Here is a 20,865-nt window from a genome sequence, read left to right as displayed (position 1 = left end):
TCGGCCCGGCGGCTATGCTTGCGATGCGGGACGGGTTATCAGCGTCGGGCACTGGACGTTGAGCAGCACGTGCTGCGCCACTGAGCCAACAAGCACGCGGGCCCCGCCCCTTCCTTTGCAGCCTAAGACCAGCAGCCGCGCATGGGCACTGGCGCCGAGGAGGGCTGCGGCCGGGGCGTGCTCAAGGTCCAGGATCTGGCGTATGACCAAACCCGGGTACTTCCCCGGCAGGCCCTCGGCCGATGCGGCCAGCACGCGCCCATCGAATTCGCGCCCGGCGGGCCCTGCAAGGGCATGGACGATCACGAGTTCCTGTCCCATTCGCTGTGCCTCGTCAGCGGCCATCACGACGGCGAGGCAGGAGTCCTCGGAGCCATCGACTCCGACCACCACGCCGGATGATTCATGCGTCGAAGATGCGGGAACAACCGCGACGGCGCAATGGCTGATGATTGCGACTTGGAAGCTGACCGAACCAAATCCTTCGCCGTGGTTGTCGGGACGCCTGTCGGTTCCCACCACGACCATTTCCGCGTCCGCGGAAAGCTTGCGCATGGTCTCGGCTGGCTCTCCGGAACTCAGGGTCGTGACCAGATCCAGGGAGGGAATCAGTGCGCCAACACGTGCCGCCTCGCCTTTCAGCAGGTCCTCGGCCTGTGCAATCGCGTCCTCGTGGAGGGCCTTCTCCGGGAACGCCCATGGCTCAGGGACGGCATGGACCAGGTTGAGCTGGAGACCAAGGTCACGGGCCCGTTCGGCAGCCCAGTCCGCGCCAGCACTGCCGACCGCGGACCCATCGACACCGACAAGAATCTGTTTCTTCACGAGCGCACGTGCCTTCCTGGAACCCGCGGTCAATTTCTCCCCAGTTTCGTCGGGTAAGCCATGCCCTGCAAGGGCCGGAAGACCCTCCCGTGAATGCCGTTGCCGGGTTATGGTCCTCAAGGGGTACCGGCTCCCACGGCCCGGTGCTGCGGGGTCTTCATGGAAGGACATCGGCGTGCTGATCCTTGTTTTGAATCCAGGTTCCTCATCCCTGAAGTACCAACTGCGGCGGATCGGACCATCCGAAACGAAGCCGGGGGTCTTGCTTGATCGGGTCATCGACAGCCCGCAAGGGGGCACGCTGGATCCTGACCTCCTTGGCGCGGTGTACGACGTGATCGACGCGGCCGTCCGGGACATTACCGGCGGAACACGCCCTGACGCGATCGGCCATCGCGTAGTCCACGGCGGAGATCGCTTCAGTTCGCCCATCCGCGTCACCCCGGACGTCATGGGGACCATCGAGGAACTTGGCGAGTTGGCACCCCTCCACAACGCGGCTAGCGTGGCGTGCATGCGTGCCGCGGCCGCCCGTTGGCCGCGCACGCCGCAGGTAGCCGTTTTCGACACAGCCTTCCACGGCACGATGCCCAACCATGCCTCCCGCTACGCCGTTCCGGAGGAGCTTTACACGAGATACGGGATCCGGCGCTATGGCTTCCACGGGATCTCCGTCGAGATCGCTTGCCGCGACACTTCGGCGTTTCTCGGAATCCCGCTGGGCTCGCTGAATGCCGTGGTGGCGCACCTTGGCAACGGCGCCTCTGTTACCGCTGTGCGGGAGGGCCGCAGCGTCGACACCTCCATGGGCATGACTCCTCTGGAGGGGTTGGTCATGGGTACCCGTTCCGGTGATCTTGATCCGTCCATCGTCACGCTGTTGCAGCGACATGGCCTCGGACCGGACGAGATCGACGAGCTCCTCAACCACCGGGCGGGCCTGCTGGGCCTGGCCGGATCAGCCGACATGCGCGCGATCCAGGACGCCGTGCGGCACGGGGATTCGCGTGCGATCCTTGCATCGGACATGGCCGCCTACCGTCTCGCCAAGTACATCGCGGCCTACAACATGGTGGTCGGCGGAGCCGGGGCCTTGGTCTTCACAGGCGGTATCGGCGAACATTCCGGTCAGTTCAGATCCCGGGTCATCTCGCTGCTGGGGCCCCTCGGCCTCTTCATCGACGAAGTCAGGAACGATGCCGGTGAAGCCGGTGTCCGTACCATCAGTACGGACGGATCAAGATTTCCGGTCCTGGTCGTCCCCAGTGACGAGGAGTGGGCTATCGCGGAGAAGACAGCCGCCGTCGCATTTCCCCCGTCAGTACAAACGGCCCGCGGCTACTGACCCTTAAGCCGCCGACGCAATGGCCGCCCTGGCACAATCCCGACAACCGGCGCGCTGAAGCGGGCGGCGCGGCGGGAAATGTGATGGGTGTCCGGCCGACGGCGGACAGGCGTCGGAAGTTCCGGCAGCTGCTGCGCGGCCCGGGCGAAGAACCACTGCTTGGCGAATTCCACCATGACCATGTAGACAACGATCATTCCCAGTACCGCCAAGAAGAACGGCACCGGCAATGGATCGAAGCCCAACACGCCAGCCAGCGGTGACAACGGCAGGAAGATCCCCGCGGCCACCACGCCCAAGGATGCACTCAACAGGCCGGCCGAGGGGCGGCTGCGCAGGAACGGAACCCGCCGGGTCCTGATGGCGAAAATGATGAGGGTCTGCGTCGCGATGGATTCGATGAACCAACCTGCCCGGAACTCCCCCGGGACGGCGTTGAAGACGAACAGCATGAGCGCGAAGGTCGCAAAATCGAAGATTGAGCTGATCGGCCCGAAGAGGAACATGAAGCGCCGTATGAAAGAGATGTTCCAATGCGAGGGTGCCAGCAGCTGTTCCTTGTCCACGCGGTCGCCCGGGATGGCCAGCTGGCCGCTGTCGTAGAGCAGATTGTTGAGCAGGATCTGCCCCGGCAGCATGGGCAGGAAGCTCAGCACCACCGACGCCGTCGCGGCGCTGAACATATTGCCGAAGTTGCTGGACGTTCCCATCAGCACGTATTTGATGGTGTTCGCGAAGATCCTCCGGCCCTCCATCACGCCCTCGGCCAGGACGCCAAGGTCCTTTTCCAAAAGCACTATGTCGGCGGCGTCCTTGGCGACGTCGGTGGCGCTGTCCACGGAAATCCCGATGTCCGCCTTGTGAAGGGCCAGGGCGTCGTTGACACCGTCGCCCATAAAACCCACTGCCCCGCCGCTCTTGCGCAACAACGTGATGATCCGCGCCTTCTGCTCGGGCGAGACGCGGGCAAAGATGGTTGCCACCCTAGCGGTGGCGGCCAGCTCGGTGTCGGACAATGCGTCCACATCCGCGCCGGTGAGGGTTCCGCCCGAGACAACGCCAAGTTCGGAGCACACCTTTTCGGCGACTTTGGCGTTATCCCCGGTGGCGATCTTCACGGAGATACCCAGCGTGGCCAGTTTTTCCAGGGACCCTTTCGCGTTTGCCTTGGGCCGGTCGAGGAAGACGAGGAAGCCTGCAAGGACGAGGTCCCTTTCGTCAGCAGGCGTGATCCTACTCAGCCCCGTGGCTGGGCGGGTAGCCACCGCGACGACGCGCGATCCGGCGTCGAACTGTTCGTCCAGCATTGCCTGCACGTTGGGCGAAGTCGGCCCGCAGAGGGCGAGCACGTCTTCAGGGGCACCCTTGGTGACGAGGCGTGCGGGGCCGCCGGCTTCCCGCACCAGCACGCTGGTCCGGCGGCGCTGGTGGTCGAAGTCGATCAGGTCCATGCGCTCAAAGCGGGCGGGATCGAACGCGGCGGCCCCGGAGCTTTCCCAAAGCGACGCGTCCAGCGGATTCTGCCCGGCCGTGGATAGTTTGGCCTCTGAGTAGTCGGTTTCGGTGGCCAGCAGACCCAAGGTGAGCAGTTCGACGTCGGACACTTCCGGGGAGACGGGCAGCGCGCCGGTGAAACTGATCCGCCCCTCCGTGAGGGTGCCGGTTTTGTCGGTGACCAGGATGTCCATGTCCCCCAGGTCCTCAATGCAGACCAGCCGCTTCACCAGGACTTTCCGGCGGGCCAGCTGGCGGGTGCCGGTGGCGAGGCTGGTACTCACGACGGCGGGCAGCAGCTGCGGCGTGATGCCGACGGCGATTGCCAGAGAGAACAGCAGCGACTCGATGAGCGGGCGGTGCAGCAGCAGATTCGCGATGAAGATCAGCGTGGTGAGCCCGATAGCCACCTGCAAAAGCAAGAACGAGAACCGCTTCAGCCCGAGCTGGAATTCGGTCTGGGGCTGCCGTTCCCCCAGGCCCAGCGCGATACGGCCGAATTCGGCGCGGCCGCCCGTGGCCACGACCACGCCGGTGCAGCCGCCGGACTGGATGACGGTTCCCATGAAGACGCAGGATGCGAGGTCGCCCAGGGACGAGCCGGGCGCCACGGGGGCCGGATCCTTGCCCGCCGGAAGGGACTCCCCCGTCAGGATGCTTTCGTCACAGAGGAGGTTCTTGGTGCTCAGGAGCCGGATGTCGGCGGGGACGATGGCGCCCAGGTTCAGGTGTACGACGTCGCCCGGCACCAAGGCGGTGACGTCCACATCCTGCGTGGTTCCGTCGCGCAGCACGACGGCGCGGTGGGTGACCCGGGAGTGCAGGGCTTCAGAGGCCCGTTCGGCGCGGAATTCATTGGTGAAGCCCAAGCCCACGCTGACCAGAAGGATCACGCCGATCACGATCGAATTCGTGGCATCGCCCAGGAAGAGGGAAAGCCCTGCCGTGACGATCAGCAGAATGAGGATGGGGCTGGCGAACTGCCGGCCCAACACCGCCCAGCCGTTGGCCCGGTGCGTCCGAACGGCGTTCGGGCCGAGTTCTTCCAGACGTTCCGCGGCTACTTTGCCTGTCAGCCCCGTTGGGCTGGATCCCAGATGATCCAACACATCGTCCGGCTGAAGGCACGCTGCCTCGGTGATCGGCAGCTGCATGGAGTGCCGCTCCTGGACGTTAAGATCTGACATGCCGTATCCGTTCGAATGCGTGGCCTGAGGGAGTCGCCTTGGGATAAGGGTAAGGCTTAGGGAGAGGCGATTGACGAACGGCCTAGGGCCCTATGGCCCTAACCGCCCCGCCGTGTATCTGACACCGTGAAGACCAGCACCGTGAAGACCAGACAGTCCAGCGCCAGAAACGCGTGCATTCGGCACGCCGTCGACCCCGGAAGAGGCAAATCCATGGAAACCGGCACCGCCGTTACGGAAGCTTCGGGCGAGGACTTCGATCCGCTCCACCGGTATTGGTCCGCGGCCAACTACCTCAGCGTGGCCCAGATCTACCTCCAGGAAAATCCCCTGCTGCGGGAGCCGCTGCTGCCAAGCCACATCAAGCCCCGGCTTCTGGGGCATTGGGGAACCAGCCCGGGCTTGTCGCTGATCTACGCCCACCTGAACCGCCTGATCAGGCGAACGTCGGCGGAAGTCCTGTTCGTCGCAGGTCCGGGCCACGGCGGTCCCGCCGTCGTCGCCAACGTCTACCTTGAGGGCACCTACTCGGAGATCTATCCCAAGGTGGGGATGGACGTCCCCGGGCTCCGGCGGCTTGTCCGGCAGTTTTCCACGCCGGGTGGGGTATCGAGCCATGTCGGCCCTGCCACTCCCGGTTCCATCCACGAAGGAGGCGAGCTTGGCTACTCCTTGATGCACGCCACGGGCGCCGCCATGGACAACCCCGGGCTGATTGTCGCCTGCGTCATCGGCGACGGAGAAGCCGAGACGGGCCCGCTGGAAGGATCATGGAAGGCGCCATCCTTTCTCAACCCTGCCCGGGACGGCGCCGTGCTGCCGATATTGCATCTGAACGGGCACAAGATCTCCGGACCAACCGTCCTGGGCCGCAGATCCAATGAGGACGTTGAAGCGCTCCTCACGGCCCATGGCTGGGATCCGCTCACCGTCTCCGGCGACGAACCCTTCCTTGTCCACCGCGCCCTGGCCACAGCGATGGACAAGTCTTATGAGCGCATCCGCGAACTGCAATCCGAGGCGCGCGCCCAGGGCGTGCATGGCCCGGCACGCTGGCCTGCCATCATCCTACGGACACCCAAAGGGTGGACCGGGCCAGCCACAGTGGACGGGCTCCCCGTCGAAGGAACCTTTCGTTCCCACCAGGTGCCCCTGGCAAGTGTTCGCGAGAATCCCGAACACCTGGCGCAGCTGGAGACCTGGATGCGCTCCTACCGGCCCGAAACCCTCTTCGACAGCACAGGCCGGCTCATCCCGGAACTGGCCGCACTTGCCCCTGAGGGAAACCTCCGCATGGGCGCAGCCTCTGCGAGCCGGGGCGGGACCGGTACTCCCCTTGAGATCCCTGACCTGGAACCGTACGCTGTACCGACCGTGCCGCGGGGGTCGATCGTCCGCGAAACCACCAGGCCGCTGGGGGAACTGCTCCGGGACGTCTACGTCGCTACGGCCTCGGATCCGCGGTTCCGGCTTTTCTGCCCGGACGAAACCAACAGCAACCGGCTCGGGGCTGTCTTCCAGGCCACCGACCGCTGCCTTTTGGAACCAGCCATGGACGGTGAACACGCCCTGGCCGAAGACCATGTTTCGCCCGAAGGCAGGGTCATGGAAGTCCTCTCCGAACACCTGTGTCAGGGCTGGCTGGAGGGATACCTCCTCACGGGCCGCCACGGACTCTTCGCCAGCTATGAGGCCTTCGCGATGGTCAGCGCATCAATGACCGTCCAACACGCCAAATGGCTCCAGCACGCGAGGGAACTTGAATGGCGCGCCCCCGTGCCGAGCCTGAACATTCTTCTGACCTCGACCTGCTGGCGCAACGACCACAACGGCTTCAGCCACCAGGGGCCCGGACTGATCGACACAGTGTTGTCCCTGTCAGGAACGGTCACCCGCGTCTACCTGCCGCCGGACGCGAACACCCTTCTCGTCACCGCCGACCACATCCTTCGCAGCAAGGACTACGTAAATCTGGTGGTCGTAGACAAACAGCCGCACCCGCAGTACCTGAGCCTGGAGGAGGCAAGGCGTCACGCCGCGGCAGGAGCGTCCATCTGGTCCTGGGCCGGCAACGAGGAACCGGCCGGCAACGGCGAGCCCGACGGCGCCCGGGCCGTGCCCGACGTCGTCATGGCCTGCGCCGGTGACATCCCCACCCAGGAGACGCTGGCAGCAGCATGGCTGCTTCAAGAGCATCTGCCCGGACTCGTGGTCCGCGTTGTCAACGTCATGGATGCCATGGTCCTTCCGCCCCGCGACACCCACCCCCACGGCCTGTCCGACGAGCAGTTCGAAGAACTGTTCACGGGCGACGGGGAAGTCATCATGGCCTGGCACGGCTACGCCCGGGCACTGCACCAGCTCCTGCATGGACGGCCCCGCCCGGAGCGGTTCCACGTCCGCGGCTACAACGAACAAGGAACCACCACCACCCCCTTCGACATGGTGGTCCTGAACAAGATGAGCCGCTACCACCTGGTCCTCGAAGCACTGCGTCGTGTTCATCGGCAAGTCACGGGCGCGGATGAACTGGTCGACTTCTGCCGCAGGCAACTAGAGGCGCATGTGCGGTACATCCGGGAACATTTCGAAGACCTCCCGGAAATCCGCGACTGGGTCTGGACACCGCACCTTCCTTAGCGGCCACGCCAGGGCCTGGGCGGTCCGCGTGGGCGCCGGTCACGGCCGGCGCTTTAGGGCGGCGCGGCGCGCGGTGAGCTCCGTTTCGTCGATCTCGCCCCGGGCGAAGCGCTCATTGAGGATACGCTCGGAATCATCATTCGGTGGCCTGTAGAGACCCCGTCCGCCCGCGTGGTTCCCCCGCAGCAGCAGGATCACCAGGGTGGCAATGACTCCCCAGAACAGCAACATCATCAGCCCCATGGCGATCCAGCCGCCGATGCCGATGTTTCCATCCCATCCGTACATCATGGCCAATTTCCTTTTGTTTTGGATTCCGTACCTGCGTCCAGTGTCGCTCGTTTCCGGCCGGTCCCACAGGGCATTTAGTCACACCGCCGGGCCTTTCGGCCCTACAACGGGACAAGGCCGCTCAATAGGCTGCAGGGAGTTGCAGGTCTTCACACCAGCGATCGTGTGCCCGAACAACGGAATAGAGCTCGACGACATAGGAGCAAACATGTCACTCCCCAGCATGGACGCAGGCCGCGTTGACGGCGGACTGCACGTCGCGGAAGAACTCAGCCAGGAACAGTGCTGGGATCTCCTGCGCTCAAACACCACCGGCCGCTTCGGCTTCCTTGAACAAGGCAGGGTGGTGATTCTGCCCGTGAATTATTTGGTCGACGGCCAGTCCATTTACTTCCGCACGGCCGGGGATGGATCCATCGCCGAGGCGGTCCCGTCGCTTGAGTCGTCTTTTGAAATCGACGATTCACGTGCCGATCGGAACGAGGGATGGTCGGTACTGGTCAGCGGCGCCTCGTCCCGTGTCGAGGACAAGGACCTTCTGACCCGGCTATGGGGAAAGGTCATGGCCGAGCCGTGGTCCGGCGGAGCACGGAACCTCTTTATCCGGATCCAGGCACACAGGGTCACCGGACGCCACGTGCATCTGGAGTAAGCCCGCTCTGGAGTAAGCCCCGGAGCCATTCCACCTTCAAACACCCCCACGGGCAAGGAGACCATGGATACCGCGGAAGAAATCATCGTTGGCTACGACGGGTCCGCCGAAGCTGTCCCAGCCATCCGTTGGGCTGCCCGCCAGGCGGCTCAGCGGAACTGCGGACTTCACCTGGTCCACAGCTCCCTGTGGCCGGCAATCACCCACGACCTCGGTCCCGTGCCGGGCGTCGAAGGCAGCGGGTTGCGACGCGCGGCCGAGGACATCCTGACCGAGGGCGTGGCACTCGCCCACGACGCGATTCCTGGATTGGCGGTCAAAACGACGCTGTTCTATGGGTGGCCGGCCGAAAACCTCAGGGCCGTCTCTACCGGCGCCGCATTGCTGGTCGTCGGCACCAGGGGCGCAGGGGGTTTCATGGGACTGCTGATCGGCTCCGTCAGCATGGAACTCGCGGCAACAGCCGATTGCCCCGTCGCTGTCATCCGTGCGGGAGAACACCCTGAAGGTCCGGTTGTAGTCGGCGTCGACTTCGACGATTGGGAACTACCGCTACGGCATGCTTGCAACCTGGCCACGTTGGCCGGGACACCCCTTCGAGTGGTGCACGTCCGGAAGGAACACTGGATTCCACGCCATCTCCAAGACGCGGCCATTTCGACGCAGGACCAAGCAGAACCCCGCGTCCAGACGCTTCTCGACTCCGCGGCGCGGAGCGCCCACGAAACAATTCCGGGCCTCGATCTCCACATAAGATCGCCGATCGGCACGTCAATCCCGGGCACTCTTTTGGCGGAGTCTCAAGATGCCTCCATCATCGTCGTCGGGACCAAAGGACACGGACTCGTTCGGGGCACCATCGGTTCAACCGCGCACGCTGTCCTGCATCACGCCACCTGCCCGATCCTTATAGTGCGCGGGCACGGCACGGACATGCACTGAAGCAGATGTTGTTCAGTACAAGTCGCTAGGGGCCAGCTCGTCGTTTTCCGGCCCGCGGTGAATGCGCCTCCCGGTGATGGACGTCGGGACTATTTCGACGAACACCCGCTTCTTGACGGAGGTCAGTTGTTGGCGCGGGATCCTCTCTGCCGCCTCAATTTCGGCGTCTGACTCCAATTGCCGTGCCTTGCCTTTCACCACGACGCTCCAAACGGATTCGTTTCCTATGCCGTCAGTCTCGAACGCGACACTGTTGTTAATCGTGAGTGCAAATAGCTTCTCCCCGGGATTCGTTCGAAGGAGAAGTCGTCCGTCGTGAGCGACGAAGTTGATCGGATAGATCTCGGGTTCGTTGGCGATGCTCAGTGCCAACCGCCCCAACGTCGCACCCAAAAGGATGTTCCAGCATTCATCCTCGTTCAGGACTTCCACGGGGTTTGCGGTATCCGGTGACATGGTCGGTCCTTTCGATGGTCGGCATTCCAGGCCATTCCAGCATGCATGCGGGCGGCATCATCCAATAGGGCCCTTGGACCCGTGTCTGTTGGCCAGCAAGCTTGTAGCGTCACTCATAGGAAGGCTTCCCATCCAAGGTTCGCCTTTCACCGAAAGAGGCCGTGATGCTCGGAATAAAACAAGCGGATGCCGGAATGTCGGATCCCGGAACCTATTTCCAGTGGGGTGACTTCCTGATCCAATTCGGCAATCTGGTGGTCATTGCCACGATGGTCGTGCTATTCATTCTCGCTTTGGTTCTTCCGTTCCCAGGCCGAAGGAGCCGGAAATGACCGCCGGGCGCGGCCCTGTTTCGACTGCCAACGACGGCGAACCTCGCTTCTCCACGTGGACGGGAAAAGCCCGGGGCTGGGCCTTGCGCCGGTTGCCGCCGGATAAGCTGCTTCCCGAAGGCCAGCCGAGCTACGTGTCGTCCTGGATTTATGTCTTCGGCATGGGCGCCGTTGCCGCGTTTGTCTATATCCTCGGTTCCGGTGCCGTACTGGCGTTGAACGGTCCCACCTGGTTCCATGTCTCAGCCTTTGGCCGTTTCATCAACAGCACCCATTTGTGGAGCGTTGAGCTGTTCTTCATGTTCATGGTGATCCACCTCTGGGGCAAATTCTGGATGGCCGCCTGGCGGGGCGGGCGCGTGCTGACCTGGATCACGGGGATGCTCGCGTTCGTCGTCTCAATTGTCACCGCCTTTACCGGATACCTGCTTCAAACAAACTTCGACTCGCAGTGGATCGCCTTCCAAGCCAAAGACGCCCTCAACGCCGTGGGTGTGGGTGCATGGTTCAACGTCGCCGATCTGGGCCAGATACTCATGTGGCACATCACACTCCTTCCGCTGGCCGTCGCCGTCGTCGTCGCCCTCCACGTTGTTCTCGTGCGGATGCACGGCGTGGTGCCCCCGTTGGAGGCTGCGGAATCTGACGCCCAGCTGCGGTCGGCGGCACCAAATCCGGCCGTCGACGACAAGGACATGAAATGACAAAGGCACCGGTATCAGTCTCGTGGCGTGCACGGAACGACATCGCCAGCAGGCCATGGCCAGGTACGACGCGCGAATACGATCTATTCAAGGAACTTGCTGTTGGACTGGTTGTCGTTGCTCTGCTTGTCCTGGGGCTCTCTGCGGTTTTCAGCTCCCCGGACGACCCCAGTGTGACCCTCAAATCGTGGGCAGTAGCCCAGCCAGCGGACTTCGTGGCAACGGCCACCGCGGAACTCGGCGGCACCAGCGGCACGGCAGGGTATGGGCCACCCTACAATTCGACGGCCGATGCCACCCAAAAGCTCGGCCCGATCGACCTGCAGACTCTTTCCGGTGTAAGGCTTCCGATCGACACCGCCAACGACTTCGTCATCGGCCCGCTCCAAACTCTTCCGACCCCGCCCGCGGCGATCGACGAATGGACGAAGGCAAGCGACGCCCAACACGCTTCCTGGACTGCCGCGTACGGGGACGCACTCAGCAAAGCCCCGGACAACGACTCGGCGAAGGTTCCGCCCGGCGACTACGGTCCGGTACCGATCCTCACCGGAGCCCTTCTGGCCATGGCGCAGCAAGGGACCCTTGATCCGGTGCTGAGCGCAAGAGGTTCGTTCTACAACACCGATTACAAAGCCAGCATCCTGTTCCTTGGCGACGGCAGCTACTTCCCCGGCCTCGCCGACGCCCAGCATCTGACGGGAGACCAGTGGGGAATGATGAATGAAACCGGGAACTACCCCGGCCAGTCGTGGCTGTGGCTCTTCTCCGCCCTCTACCAAGTGGAACCCTTCAAATCATCGACAAACGCAGATGTCCTCGTCGTGTTTTCCATGGTGATCCTGACACTCCTCCTGACCCTGGTGCCGTTCATACCCGGACTCAGATCGTTGCCCCGCCGTATACCTGTGCACCGGCTGATCTGGCGGGACTACTACAAGCACCGCTAGTCGTACGCACGAACCGCACTGGAATACAAGGGCCTTTCGGTCATTCAAAACTTTGTGAAAACTGCGTACCTTTGTGGTCATGGACACCATCATCCAGACTGTCGATTTGCACAAGAACTTCGGGCGCGTCAAAGCGCTCGACGGCCTCGATCTTGAGGTCCACAAGGGCGAGATCCACGGCTTCCTCGGGCCGAACGGCGCGGGGAAGACCACCACGCTGCGCATCCTGCTCGGGCTGGCCCGGCCGTCGTCGGGCAGCGCAAGGGTCCTGGGCATGCATCCGTGGGCAGACGCCGTCGAACTCCACCGGCGCCTCGCGAGCATCCCGGGAGACGTGAGCCTCTGGCCCAACCTCTCGGGCGGCGAGGCCATCGACCTCCTCTCCCGCCTCCGAGACGGCGCTGTAGACCAAGCCACCTACAAGGAGCGCAAGCATCACCTCTGCGAACTCTTCGACTTCGACCCGAGCAAGAAGGGCCGCGCCTACTCGAAGGGAAACCGCCAGAAAGTCGCGCTCATCTCCGCCCTCGTCATGGACGCCGAGCTGTATCTCCTCGACGAGCCCACGAGCGGCCTTGACCCGCTTATGGAGGCCGTCTTCACGCGCGAGATCAGGCGGATCGTGCACGAAAACGGCGCCACAGTCCTGCTCTCAAGCCATATCCTCTCCGAAGTCGAGCAGCTCGCCGACCGCGTGAGCATCATCCGCGCCGGCCGGATCGTTGACGGCGGCACGCTCGACGCACTGCGCCACCTCACCCGCACGGAGATCTCGTTCGCCCAGGACAGTGTGGACACCCACGCACTGGACACGCTGTCGCAGGTCCACGACCTCACCATGGCGGACGGGCGCGTCAAGTTCGGCGCCGATTCCGATCGCGTCCACGAGGTCCTGCCACTCCTCGGCAGCCTCGGGGTCAAAGGCCTGCTGGTCGCGCCGCCGTCGCTCGAAGAGCTCTTCCTGCGCCACTACGGCGACACGGTCGCTTCGCCTGCCCCGCAGGCAGCGGACGACGGCGGCACCCACCATCGGCGCCACCGCGCCGCGGCGGGAGCCTGAGATGGGCGCACTGTTGATCCTTTACCGGCAGCGGTTGCGCCGGGACCGCTGGCAGGTGATTGTTTGGGTCCTCTCGATCGGAGTGCTCGCACTGTTCGCCGTCGCAGCCATAGCGAAGACCTTCGGCGACGACGCGACGCGCGCGCAGGTGCTTCAGCTCGCGACCGCGGCACCCGCGATCCTCGTCCTGCGCGGCCTCCCACGCGGTCCGGCGCTCGATTCGTTCACGTTCTTCGAAATCTTCGCATTCCTGGGCGTCCTTGCCGGACTTATGAATACGTTCATGGCCGTCCGACACACACGGGCGGAAGAGGAATCGGGCCGGGCCGAGCTCATTTCCGCGACGGCCGCCGGGCGATGGGCCCCGCTCGGCGCCACTGTCCTTCACGGCGCCGTGGCCAACTTACTCGTGGCCATCGCGACGGCACTCGGCTTCATGGCAGGAGGGCTTGACCCGGCCGGCTCGCTCGTGGCTGGCTTCGCGACGGGTGCCGTGGGCTTCGCCTTCCTCGGCGTGGGCCTGTTGGCCTCCGAGTTCTTCAGCACATCGCGGGGGGCCAACGGCATCTCGTCGGCGCTCGTGATGCTCGCGTACCTGCTGCGCGGTTTCGGCGACGCGACCGGACAAGTCAGTCCCGACGGGACGACCATGACGGCCGCATGGCCGAGCTGGATCTCCCCCATCGGCTGGGGCCAGCAGACCTTCGCCTACACGGGCAACCGATGGTGGCCGTTGCTCCTTCCCCTCGCACTCTGGGCGGTGTGCACCGCCGTCGTCGTGGCGATCATGGCGCGCCGGGACGTCGGCGCGAGCGTACTCGCCGGGCGATCCGGACGCGCCGACGCCCGGCCCTGGCTGCGCGGGAGCTTCTCGCTCGCGCTGCGCCTACAGCAGGGCGCGATCATCGGCTGGTGCATCGGCGGCCTCGCAACGGGCCTCCTCACGGGCTCGCTCGGGTCCGCAATCCAGTCCTCGATCACCTCCAACCCCCAAATCACGGCCGTGCTCCGCGGCATGATCGAGGCACAGGGCACTTCAATGACCCAGCTTCTCGTCGCGGCACTGTTCGAGGTAGCCGGAATACTTGCCGCGGCGTGCGGTCTCCAGGCCGTCCTGCGCCTGCGCCAGGAGGAGGTGGCTGGAACCGCCGAGCCCGTGGTGTCCCAGTCGGTGGGCCGGATACGCTGGCTAGGCAGCTTCCTTGGACTCGGTGCCGTCTCGGTGGTGCTTGTCATGGCGTTCACCGCCCTCGGGGCCTGGGTCTCCCTGGTCGCCTCCGGAGACACCTCAAGCGCAGTCGGCGATGTCTGGCAAACCGCCGTCGACCAGCTCCCCGCAGCACTCATTTACCTTGCACTGCCCGCCGCAGTGTTCGTCGTCTGGCCCCGGGCCACGATCCCTGCCGGGTGGGCGCTCCTGGGCATCGGCGTCGTACTCGGGATCTACGGCGGCATGCTCGGCCTTGACCAGACGCTCCGGGACCTTTCGCCGTTTACCCACAGCCCCGTCACCACCAGTATCGGGACCGACTGGAGCGGCGGCTTCTGGATGCTCGGCATTGCCGCGGTCATCACGGCATTCTCGCTCGCGGCCGTGCGCCGCCGGGAGGTGGGCACAGCGTGACAGATCCCGCGAGCAAGCGTATGCCCGACACCGCCGAGACATCCGCGGCTGTCCTCACCGCTGCGGGCTTCCCCAAGATGCCGGCCCGTGCCCTCATGGCCCTCGTGGTTTCCGACGACGGCTCGCTGACCGCGGCCGAGCTCTCCGAGATACTGGGCGCGAGCGCGGCCGCCGTCTCCGGCGCCGTGCGGTACCTGCAGACCGTCGGCTTCGTGCACCGGGTCTCGCAGCCCGGCAGCCGGCGCGACCGCTACGCCCTCCCCGACAACGCGTGGTACGTCGCCTCCCTCCGGCAAAACCCCGTCTACAACCGCCTCGCGGACCTCGCCGACTCCACTGCTTCCAGCCTTCAGGAGGGGTCGGCGGCGCAGGCACGGGTGAACGAGATGGGCGCCTTCTACCGGTTCCTCATGACCCGGCTGCCGGGGCTACTGGATGAGTGGGAACACACGCGATTCAAAGCATGAATGCTCCGGTTCAGCGCATCGGCCCTGCTTCAGGAAATCCGGCTGCGAAGTCTTCCGCGAACCGCCTCACGCCGTCCCACTCGGTATAGACATAGTCACGGGACATGTCCGTGCCCAGGTTGCCGGGCTTGCTGTCCGCGATCCTCTTCATCAAGTGCCGTTTGATGAAGCCATACTGCGTGTAGGCAAGCGCACCCTCGAACAGTGCGACCTTGTCGGGCCGCCACGCCGTCTCGTCTTCGAACTGTTGGATGTACTTCCCCGCCTCCGCCGGATCGCCATGGGCGGCGAGGCTGACCGAGAAAAACGCAGACGGCGTCCGTGAGAGAACATCCTGGTTCTTGCGGACGAAGTCCACCACATGCTTGTCGTGCTTGCCCACGTGGACGGACGAACCGACGATGACGCCGTCGCACCCGCCGGGAATCCTGTTCCCCGCTTCATTCACGTCAAGCACAGTGGCATCGTGGCCGTGTTCGCGCAGCACGTCGGCGATGAAGTTCGCGATCTTCGCAGACTGGCCTTCGGACGTGCCGTAGGTGATGAAGATCCTTTTCATGATCGATCCGTTGACATAGCCCGAGCCTCAGGCCTGGGGCGGATACGGCTGCGGCGGGTTCGGCGGATATGCCTGCACCAGTCGGTCGAAGCGTTGGCCCCTGGGATTGGCCGGCAGGAGCACAAACACGAGTAGCGCGATCCATCCGAGCACCGGGATCAAGGCCAGCAACAAGAAGAGCGCACTGAGATTCGCGTCGTGCAGGCGCCGCGCAGCCAAGGCGAGCGAAGGTACAACCGTCGCCAGAAACCACAGGCCGCCAAGGGCCGTCGAGGTGCTGGTGTTGCCGTTCCCTGTCGCACCGGCCGCATTGATCACCCCTGAGACGATGGCTGAGGCGAGGAACCACCACCAATACTCACTGCGGCTAGCCCGCCCGTGGAAGACGGCGTAGTTCTTCCAGAATCGTTTGACGGCTTCGATCGGCGGGGCTCCATAGTAAGGAAGCTCAAGCGGGACTCCACCCGGGGGAAGATTCTGAGGCTGATAGCTGGACATCATTCAAGCCCTTCGATGCAGACTATTCGACACTGGCATGCTAGACGCAGTCCGGGCTGTCAGAACAGGGCACAAAGCCCCGCCTCGGATGACGCCCCGCAGGCACGGGTCGCCTGCGGGACTTCCGGCACTGCCGAGCTGGGGCAAACGAGCAGAAAATGGTGCGCACAGCCCCCGGAGAGAGGGAGCCAGGATTCATGGAGGCGGACAAAGTCATGAAAAATCCAATCGTTGTCGGCGTCGTTGACACCAACGCGAGCCGGGCCGCGTTGGCTTGGGCAATGGACCGGGCGGCACGACGGAAACTCCCGGTGCTGCTCGTTCACGCGGTCGACACCCGTTGGCTCGACGAATCAGTCGGTTCCAGCGAGGTGGTCAGAGCCGCAGCAAACGAGCTGCTCGGCAAAACCGCAGCATATGCAGGCGAATTGGAGCCTTCGGTCCAGGTGAAGACCCTGCTGTTCTCCGGTAGCCCCGGGCAGGCACTCAGGAAACACTCGAAAGGAGCCTCGATGGTTGTCATCGGAACCGGACACAACTGGCCTGGAGGACCCGTGGCTGACAGGGCGCTGCAGATCGCCGCCGTCGCGCAGTGCCCTGTGGCAGTAATCGGGGAACAGGACATGACGGGGCGCCGCGGCATCGTGGTCGGCGCTGACGGTTCCGAAGAATCAACGCAAGCAGTTACCTTCGCGGCCGCCGAAGCGGACAGGGACAGCCAGGAACTGGCAGTGGTCCACGCCGTCCTCGCGCCGCCGCTCATTCAGCGGGCCATGCCGACGGCCAACTTTGCCGAAGCCATATTGGAAGAAGAACGAATCGTCCTCGCCGAGACCGTCGCCGGTCTGGCCGAAAACTACCCCGACGTGGTTGTCCATCAGGTTCTGGTGTCCAACAACGAACCGGCGGAAGCACTCACGGACGCCGCCGCCAACGCCACATTGCTGGTGCTGGGAAGCCGCGGAAAGGGCAGCTTCAAACGCCTCCTCCTGGGATCAACCGCCCATACCGTACTCAGGTCCCTGCCCTGTCCAACCATCATTACGCGGGTCCGGCGAGTGAAACATACGGGCTAGACAGCTAGCCCAGTCATCACAAATTTTGGCGAGCGGGGTCACCGGACCCGCCAAACAGTTGGGCACGCCACTCCTTTGAACAGCCCTGGCCGCAAGTTCCGTCCAAACTCCTCGAACCCGGAATCCTTGACCAAGCTCGGCATCGTAGGTCACCGGAGAACACGTGCCGGTGCGAGCCAATACCGGGGACAGCGACGTCCTCGACCGAACAGAACGCATCGTAGGAGAGCACCGCGGCTACAGCTTTCCGGAGGACCGGACGCACGCACCATGTCATGCCTAGTCCTTTCCGAACGTCCATGAATGACCGGAAGGCTTCTCGATCATCGCTGGGCAGATCCTCCGCGCAACCAGGGCGCCTTGCGCCGGCCCCAATCCAAAACTTCGTTCGGCGCTCCTACGTCGGTTACGTTCTCGCGAACTTTGGATCGTTCCCGGTTCCCCAAGTTGCACTTCGGCCCGCCATGCCCAGCCGTGCTCCCGCTATCAGGACGACACCCGAGACTGACAGACAGCCAAGCCGATCTATGACCCAATTCGAAGCCCTAAGTGTTGACCGTGTCACCACCCCGCGTCTGGCTCTGCCAACTCCCCCACCAACTACACATCGGGAATTCCGCGCTAGCCGCTCGGGACTCATCCACGGTCCTTACCGTCGAATCAGGTGCTTCTCGATCGGGACGGCGCTGCGCTGCAAATCGATGTCTCAGACGGCAACTCGACCTAGCCGTTGAGAGGGGCCGTGCCGTTGCCCAGGGCGAAGTAGGCACTAGGGGATCTGGCAGCCACCCCAGCCATCTAACTAGCCGTTCATGGGGCCTTCTGCATGCAGCTTGCTGGCTCCTGGGCCTTCAAGATGCACTGTGGCGCGGACCACCAGGCTGTCCGGGGCGGTGTCCATCTCAACCAGGGTTTCGTGGGCGTTCAGGATGGTGAAGACTTCGGAACCAGCCTCGACCGTCAGTCCCTTGGCTTCCGCCGTCTGCCGGGCATTGTCCAAGGCCTCGCGCTGAAGCTCCTCAACATACTTGCCGTCATCTTCTCGCGCGGCATCGCCGAATGCCCAGCCGAACAAGGTCCCTGCGTTGTTCATGGCAGCGATATTACTCGCAACGGCTCCGTAAGGGGTTTCGAAACATTAGTAAGCGTGCTCACCATAGACTGACCAGGATCTTGCTGAGACACGGCTAATGACCCACGCTCACTGGGCATCGTGATGGCCAGGGAGAACGCTCCGCCGCCTAAGCGCATACGAGTTGGATGGGTGGGTTGGCTCAGCGTGTGTACTCACCCCGGTAGGATTCCGGCCTGGGCTGCCGTCAGCAATGCTGTGAGGTTTTCCTCGGTGACGGGGCGGGGGTTGGAGGCGGGGATGCCAGGAAGGATGAGCCGGACGGCTTCGGTTATGTTTTCCTTGGCCAGCCCGAGGTCCTTGAGTGCTCTGGGTGCGCCCAGTGTGTCGTGCAGCGTGTTTAGGCCTTCCAAGGCATTCTCGGTTCCGAAGGCGGCCGCGATTCTGTGGACTGCACCGGCGGCGGCGGGGGCGTTGAATGCCAGGACATATGGGAGCACGACGGCGTGGGTTTGGGCGTGGGGAAGGTTCCATCTGCCGCCGAGGACGTGGCAGATCTTGTGGTGCATCCCGGATCCTGCGGAGGCGAACGCAACGGCGGACAGGTAGGCCCCGTACAGGACCTGTTCCCTGCCCGTGAGATCGTTCAGGTTCATGCCTATTATAGGAAGCCCGTTGTTCAGGGCGCGGATGCCTTCGGTGGCAAGTGCCTGGTTGATGGGGTCGGTGCGGGGCGCCCACATGGAGTCGATGCAGTGGGCCAGGGCGTTTAGACCCGACGCGATGCTCAGGTCCCGGGGCAGGGACAGTGTCAGCTCGGCATCGTAAATGACGGTCACCGGCAGCACGCGGTCATCGACACCGGTGGTCTTGCGAGATGCTTCGGTCAGCCCCCACACATTGGTCGCCTCCGAGCCTGCGTAGGTGGTCGGCACCGCGAGGATGGGCAGGCCGGTTGTCAGGGCGATGGCTTTGGCGAGGCCTGTGGCGGAGCCGCCGCCGACGCTGACGAGCAGGTCGATGCCGTTCCGGATCGCCACTTTTCGGGCCGTGTCGGCCTTGTGAAGGGGGACGTGGGGGGCGACGTCGTCATATCTCACCGTCACGTTGACGCCAGCGGTGATCTTTTCGGCTTCTGGCCGTTCCCTGGCGGAGGCGATGACCATGACCTTCCTGGCTCCGAGGCGTTTGATCTCTCCGGTGAGGTGTTCGGCCGCCTTTCCGGCGCCGAACAGCACCCGCTGGCCCAGGGTGGTGTGTTCAAATGTAAGTCCCGCGCCCATTACGCTCACGGCTTGTAGACGCGGTCGACGGCGGCCAGGTGCCCGGGCCGGATCGGCGCGGCGTGCTGCTGGTAGTCCGGGTGGCGGCGTATCCAGCTCTTGATGTAGGGACATACGGGGATGATGGTCAGCCCGGCGGCGATAGTGTCGTCCAACGCATGCTTGGCCAGGACCGCAGCGAGGCCCTTGCCTGCGTAGGCGTCGTTGACTTCGGTGTGGTAGAAAATCCTTTCCCTGTCGGCCGGGCCGCTGGCGGGCACGTACTCGGTCTTGCCAATGACGGTGTCCCCGTCGACGAGCTCGTAGCAGTGGTTGTCGGGGACGTGCCGGACGGCGATCGTTTTCTCCGGTTCCATTGTGACTCCTGGTGATCGATTGCTAGCCGCGGAGACGCAGCTGGGCGTTGGGCAGGACGGGCGCGGTCCTGCCCACTGGCATGGCGCGCAGCCCGCCCAGGGGAACTTCACGCGGGGGCAGGAATTCGATGCCTTCGTGCTGCCCGTCCCCTCCACAGAGTATTTCCTGTGCGATAGTTTCCAGGTTGCTCATGCCCCGCTCCGCACGGGTTCCCGGCCGGGGCCAGCGGTCCCTGCGGAGGACCGGGGGATGGTTTCGCCGATGGTGAGGGCGGACTGCTCGCCAGCCTCATCCAACCGCATCACATTCTCCCAGTTTCCCCCCAACCGGCTGGCGTGGACCCGGCCTCGGGTGAACGCCCTCCCGTGCAGCAGGTCGGGGATGCGACGAGGGCGCGGGCTCGCGCCCCCGCCTTGCGGGCCGCCTTGGGTAAGGCCCCGGAAAACGGTTGGGTTAGCTGGCGGGGAGAACGAAGGCCGAGTCGATTGTTATGGTGACCTTGTCGCCGACGAGGACTCCGCCCGCCTCGAGGGCGGCGTTCCAGGTGATGCCGAATTCCTTGCGCGAGATCTGCGCGGAGGCGGAGAACCCGGCGCGAGTCGCGCCGAAGGGGTCAATGGCCACGCCACCGAACTCGACGCCGAAGGTTACCGGCCTGGTAGTTTCCTTGATGGTCAGGTCGCCGCTGAGGCTGAACTTCTCCGGTGTTCCCTGGACCTCGGTTGCCGTGAAGGTCATGTTCGGGAATAGCTCAACGTTGAAGAAATCCGGTCCCTTGACATGGGCGTCGCGGTCGTTGTTTTTGGAGTCAAAAGAGGCGGTCTTCACGCTGGCCTCGAGGGACGAGGTGCCGAGGGTATGGCCGACGACTAGCGTGGCGTCTGCCTCGGCGAACTGGCCGCGGACCTTGCTGATGCCGGCGTGGCGGACGGCGAACCCCACTTCGGTGTGTGCCTGGTCAAGTATCCAAGTGCCGGGGGTGAGTTCAATCGTGGTCACGGTCTGTCTCCTTGGTGGTCGTCGCAAGTAGATTTACATGCGTATGCATATA

Annotated in this window: 21 protein-coding genes; 10 read left to right on the top strand and 11 right to left on the bottom strand. The window is 64.2% G+C overall.

The genetic code is table 11. The features are described 5' to 3' along the window. Positions 1 to 12: 12 nt before the first annotated feature. Positions 13 to 825 carry a universal stress protein gene (locus NFJ07_RS08255; RefSeq protein WP_269993625.1) on the bottom strand — a complete coding sequence of 271 codons (813 nt, stop codon included), beginning with the start codon at positions 823 to 825 and terminating at the stop codon, positions 13 to 15. A 175-nt stretch (positions 826 to 1,000) separates the two neighbouring features. Here NFJ07_RS08255 and NFJ07_RS08250 point away from each other — a divergent pair, with 175 nt between their 5' ends. After that, positions 1,001 to 2,170 carry an acetate/propionate family kinase gene (locus NFJ07_RS08250; RefSeq protein WP_269993624.1) on the top strand — a complete coding sequence of 390 codons (1,170 nt, stop codon included), beginning with the start codon at positions 1,001 to 1,003 and terminating at the stop codon, positions 2,168 to 2,170. Here NFJ07_RS08250 and mgtA read toward each other — a convergent pair. Continuing rightward, positions 2,164 to 4,851, bottom strand: coding sequence for a magnesium-translocating P-type ATPase (gene mgtA / locus NFJ07_RS08245; protein ID WP_269993623.1), 2,688 nt, complete (start codon positions 4,849 to 4,851; stop codon positions 2,164 to 2,166). The two genes, NFJ07_RS08250 and mgtA, sit on opposite strands and share 7 nt — an antisense overlap. 213 nt (positions 4,852 to 5,064) lie before the next feature. On the opposite strand from mgtA, the gene NFJ07_RS08240 reads away from it, so the two are divergent. Then, a complete protein-coding gene (locus NFJ07_RS08240) occupies positions 5,065 to 7,491 on the top strand; it encodes a phosphoketolase family protein (protein ID WP_269993622.1) in 2,427 nt (808 codons plus the stop codon). A 39-nt stretch (positions 7,492 to 7,530) separates the two neighbouring features. Here NFJ07_RS08240 and NFJ07_RS08235 read toward each other — a convergent pair whose 3' ends face one another. Further along, positions 7,531 to 7,782, bottom strand: coding sequence for an SHOCT domain-containing protein (locus NFJ07_RS08235; protein WP_269993621.1), 252 nt, complete (start codon positions 7,780 to 7,782; stop codon positions 7,531 to 7,533). A gap of 208 nt (positions 7,783 to 7,990) precedes the next feature. Here NFJ07_RS08235 and NFJ07_RS08230 point away from each other — a divergent pair, with 208 nt between their 5' ends. Beyond that, positions 7,991 to 8,434, top strand: coding sequence for a pyridoxamine 5'-phosphate oxidase family protein (locus tag NFJ07_RS08230; RefSeq protein ID WP_269993620.1), 444 nt, complete (start codon positions 7,991 to 7,993; stop codon positions 8,432 to 8,434). A 63-nt stretch (positions 8,435 to 8,497) separates the two neighbouring features. Further along, entirely contained in the window at positions 8,498 to 9,376 is an 879-nt protein-coding gene (locus tag NFJ07_RS08225; RefSeq protein WP_269993619.1) for a universal stress protein, read from the top strand. A gap of 12 nt (positions 9,377 to 9,388) precedes the next feature. On the opposite strand, the gene NFJ07_RS08220 is transcribed toward NFJ07_RS08225, so the two are convergent. Next, a complete protein-coding gene (locus tag NFJ07_RS08220) occupies positions 9,389 to 9,832 on the bottom strand; it encodes a pyridoxamine 5'-phosphate oxidase family protein (protein ID WP_269993618.1) in 444 nt (147 codons plus the stop codon). A gap of 328 nt (positions 9,833 to 10,160) precedes the next feature. Here NFJ07_RS08220 and NFJ07_RS08215 point away from each other — a divergent pair, with 328 nt between their 5' ends. The 5 genes from NFJ07_RS08215 to NFJ07_RS08195 all read left to right on the top strand — a co-directional run bounded on the left by NFJ07_RS08215 (position 10,161) and on the right by NFJ07_RS08195 (position 14,969). Further along, a complete protein-coding gene (locus tag NFJ07_RS08215) occupies positions 10,161 to 10,868 on the top strand; it encodes a cytochrome b N-terminal domain-containing protein (protein WP_269993617.1) in 708 nt (235 codons plus the stop codon). Beyond that, entirely contained in the window at positions 10,865 to 11,818 is a 954-nt protein-coding gene (locus NFJ07_RS08210; RefSeq protein WP_269993616.1) for a hypothetical protein, read from the top strand. Before NFJ07_RS08215 ends, NFJ07_RS08210 begins: the two co-directional genes overlap by 4 nt. Before the next feature lie 79 nt (positions 11,819 to 11,897). Continuing rightward, complete coding sequence (locus NFJ07_RS08205; protein WP_269993615.1) at positions 11,898 to 12,878, top strand: ABC transporter ATP-binding protein; 981 nt, start codon at positions 11,898 to 11,900, stop codon at positions 12,876 to 12,878. Between the two features lies 1 nt (position 12,879). Further along, positions 12,880 to 14,502 (top strand): ABC transporter permease, encoded by a 1,623-nt coding sequence (locus NFJ07_RS08200; protein WP_269993614.1) that lies wholly within the window; start codon positions 12,880 to 12,882, stop codon positions 14,500 to 14,502. Further along, positions 14,499 to 14,969, top strand: coding sequence for a GbsR/MarR family transcriptional regulator (locus NFJ07_RS08195; protein WP_269993613.1), 471 nt, complete (start codon positions 14,499 to 14,501; stop codon positions 14,967 to 14,969). Before NFJ07_RS08200 ends, NFJ07_RS08195 begins: the two co-directional genes overlap by 4 nt. 10 nt (positions 14,970 to 14,979) lie before the next feature. Here the strand turns inward: NFJ07_RS08195 and NFJ07_RS08190 are convergent, their stop codons facing one another. After that, on the bottom strand, positions 14,980 to 15,528 hold the full coding sequence (locus tag NFJ07_RS08190; RefSeq protein ID WP_269993612.1) for a flavodoxin domain-containing protein: 549 nt from the start codon (positions 15,526 to 15,528) through the stop codon (positions 14,980 to 14,982). A gap of 27 nt (positions 15,529 to 15,555) precedes the next feature. Beyond that, entirely contained in the window at positions 15,556 to 16,026 is a 471-nt protein-coding gene (locus tag NFJ07_RS08185) for a DUF805 domain-containing protein (protein WP_269993611.1), read from the bottom strand. A 215-nt stretch (positions 16,027 to 16,241) separates the two neighbouring features. Between NFJ07_RS08185 and NFJ07_RS08180 the strand changes: the two genes are divergently transcribed. Further along, a complete protein-coding gene (locus NFJ07_RS08180) occupies positions 16,242 to 17,102 on the top strand; it encodes a universal stress protein (protein WP_269993610.1) in 861 nt (286 codons plus the stop codon). An 802-nt stretch (positions 17,103 to 17,904) separates the two neighbouring features. On the opposite strand, the gene NFJ07_RS08175 is transcribed toward NFJ07_RS08180, so the two are convergent. From NFJ07_RS08175 to NFJ07_RS08155, 5 genes are all read right to left on the bottom strand, one after another. After that, a complete protein-coding gene (locus NFJ07_RS08175) occupies positions 17,905 to 18,195 on the bottom strand; it encodes a hypothetical protein (protein ID WP_269993609.1) in 291 nt (96 codons plus the stop codon). Between the two features lie 194 nt (positions 18,196 to 18,389). Next, a complete protein-coding gene (locus NFJ07_RS08170) occupies positions 18,390 to 19,457 on the bottom strand; it encodes a maleylacetate reductase (protein ID WP_269993608.1) in 1,068 nt (355 codons plus the stop codon). 5 nt (positions 19,458 to 19,462) lie between these two features. After that, positions 19,463 to 19,813, bottom strand: coding sequence for a GNAT family N-acetyltransferase (locus tag NFJ07_RS08165; protein WP_269993607.1), 351 nt, complete (start codon positions 19,811 to 19,813; stop codon positions 19,463 to 19,465). Positions 19,814 to 19,835: 22 nt separating this feature from the next. After that, complete coding sequence (locus NFJ07_RS08160) at positions 19,836 to 20,006, bottom strand: hypothetical protein (RefSeq protein WP_269993606.1); 171 nt, start codon at positions 20,004 to 20,006, stop codon at positions 19,836 to 19,838. Positions 20,007 to 20,267: 261 nt separating this feature from the next. Beyond that, entirely contained in the window at positions 20,268 to 20,813 is a 546-nt protein-coding gene (locus NFJ07_RS08155) for a YceI family protein (protein ID WP_269993605.1), read from the bottom strand. Positions 20,814 to 20,865: the final 52 nt, after the last annotated feature.

Origin of the sequence: Arthrobacter sp. B2a2-09, from assembly GCF_027587375.1 — a bacterium.
In the GTDB taxonomy this organism is placed as follows: Bacteria; Actinomycetota; Actinomycetes; order Actinomycetales; family Micrococcaceae; genus Arthrobacter.
This window is presented reverse-complemented; position numbering and strand designations above follow the sequence as displayed.

Coding starts and splice junctions, on each gene's coding strand:
- mgtA (WP_269993623.1), bottom strand. CDS start 4,851: ATGTCAGATCTTAACGTCCAGGAGCGGCACTCCATGCAGCTGCCGATC.
- NFJ07_RS08240 (WP_269993622.1), top strand. CDS start 5,065: ATGGAAACCGGCACCGCCGTTACGGAAGCTTCGGGCGAGGACTTCGAT.
- NFJ07_RS08235 (WP_269993621.1), bottom strand. CDS start 7,782: ATGATGTACGGATGGGATGGAAACATCGGCATCGGCGGCTGGATCGCC.
- NFJ07_RS08230 (WP_269993620.1), top strand. CDS start 7,991: ATGTCACTCCCCAGCATGGACGCAGGCCGCGTTGACGGCGGACTGCAC.
- NFJ07_RS08225 (WP_269993619.1), top strand. CDS start 8,498: ATGGATACCGCGGAAGAAATCATCGTTGGCTACGACGGGTCCGCCGAA.
- NFJ07_RS08220 (WP_269993618.1), bottom strand. CDS start 9,832: ATGTCACCGGATACCGCAAACCCCGTGGAAGTCCTGAACGAGGATGAA.
- NFJ07_RS08215 (WP_269993617.1), top strand. CDS start 10,161: ATGACCGCCGGGCGCGGCCCTGTTTCGACTGCCAACGACGGCGAACCT.
- NFJ07_RS08210 (WP_269993616.1), top strand. CDS start 10,865: ATGACAAAGGCACCGGTATCAGTCTCGTGGCGTGCACGGAACGACATC.
- NFJ07_RS08205 (WP_269993615.1), top strand. CDS start 11,898: ATGGACACCATCATCCAGACTGTCGATTTGCACAAGAACTTCGGGCGC.
- NFJ07_RS08200 (WP_269993614.1), top strand. CDS start 12,880: ATGGGCGCACTGTTGATCCTTTACCGGCAGCGGTTGCGCCGGGACCGC.
- NFJ07_RS08190 (WP_269993612.1), bottom strand. CDS start 15,528: ATGAAAAGGATCTTCATCACCTACGGCACGTCCGAAGGCCAGTCTGCG.
- NFJ07_RS08185 (WP_269993611.1), bottom strand. CDS start 16,026: ATGTCCAGCTATCAGCCTCAGAATCTTCCCCCGGGTGGAGTCCCGCTT.
- NFJ07_RS08180 (WP_269993610.1), top strand. CDS start 16,242: ATGAAAAATCCAATCGTTGTCGGCGTCGTTGACACCAACGCGAGCCGG.
- NFJ07_RS08175 (WP_269993609.1), bottom strand. CDS start 18,195: ATGAACAACGCAGGGACCTTGTTCGGCTGGGCATTCGGCGATGCCGCG.
- NFJ07_RS08170 (WP_269993608.1), bottom strand. CDS start 19,457: ATGGGCGCGGGACTTACATTTGAACACACCACCCTGGGCCAGCGGGTG.
- NFJ07_RS08165 (WP_269993607.1), bottom strand. CDS start 19,813: ATGGAACCGGAGAAAACGATCGCCGTCCGGCACGTCCCCGACAACCAC.
- NFJ07_RS08160 (WP_269993606.1), bottom strand. CDS start 20,006: ATGAGCAACCTGGAAACTATCGCACAGGAAATACTCTGTGGAGGGGAC.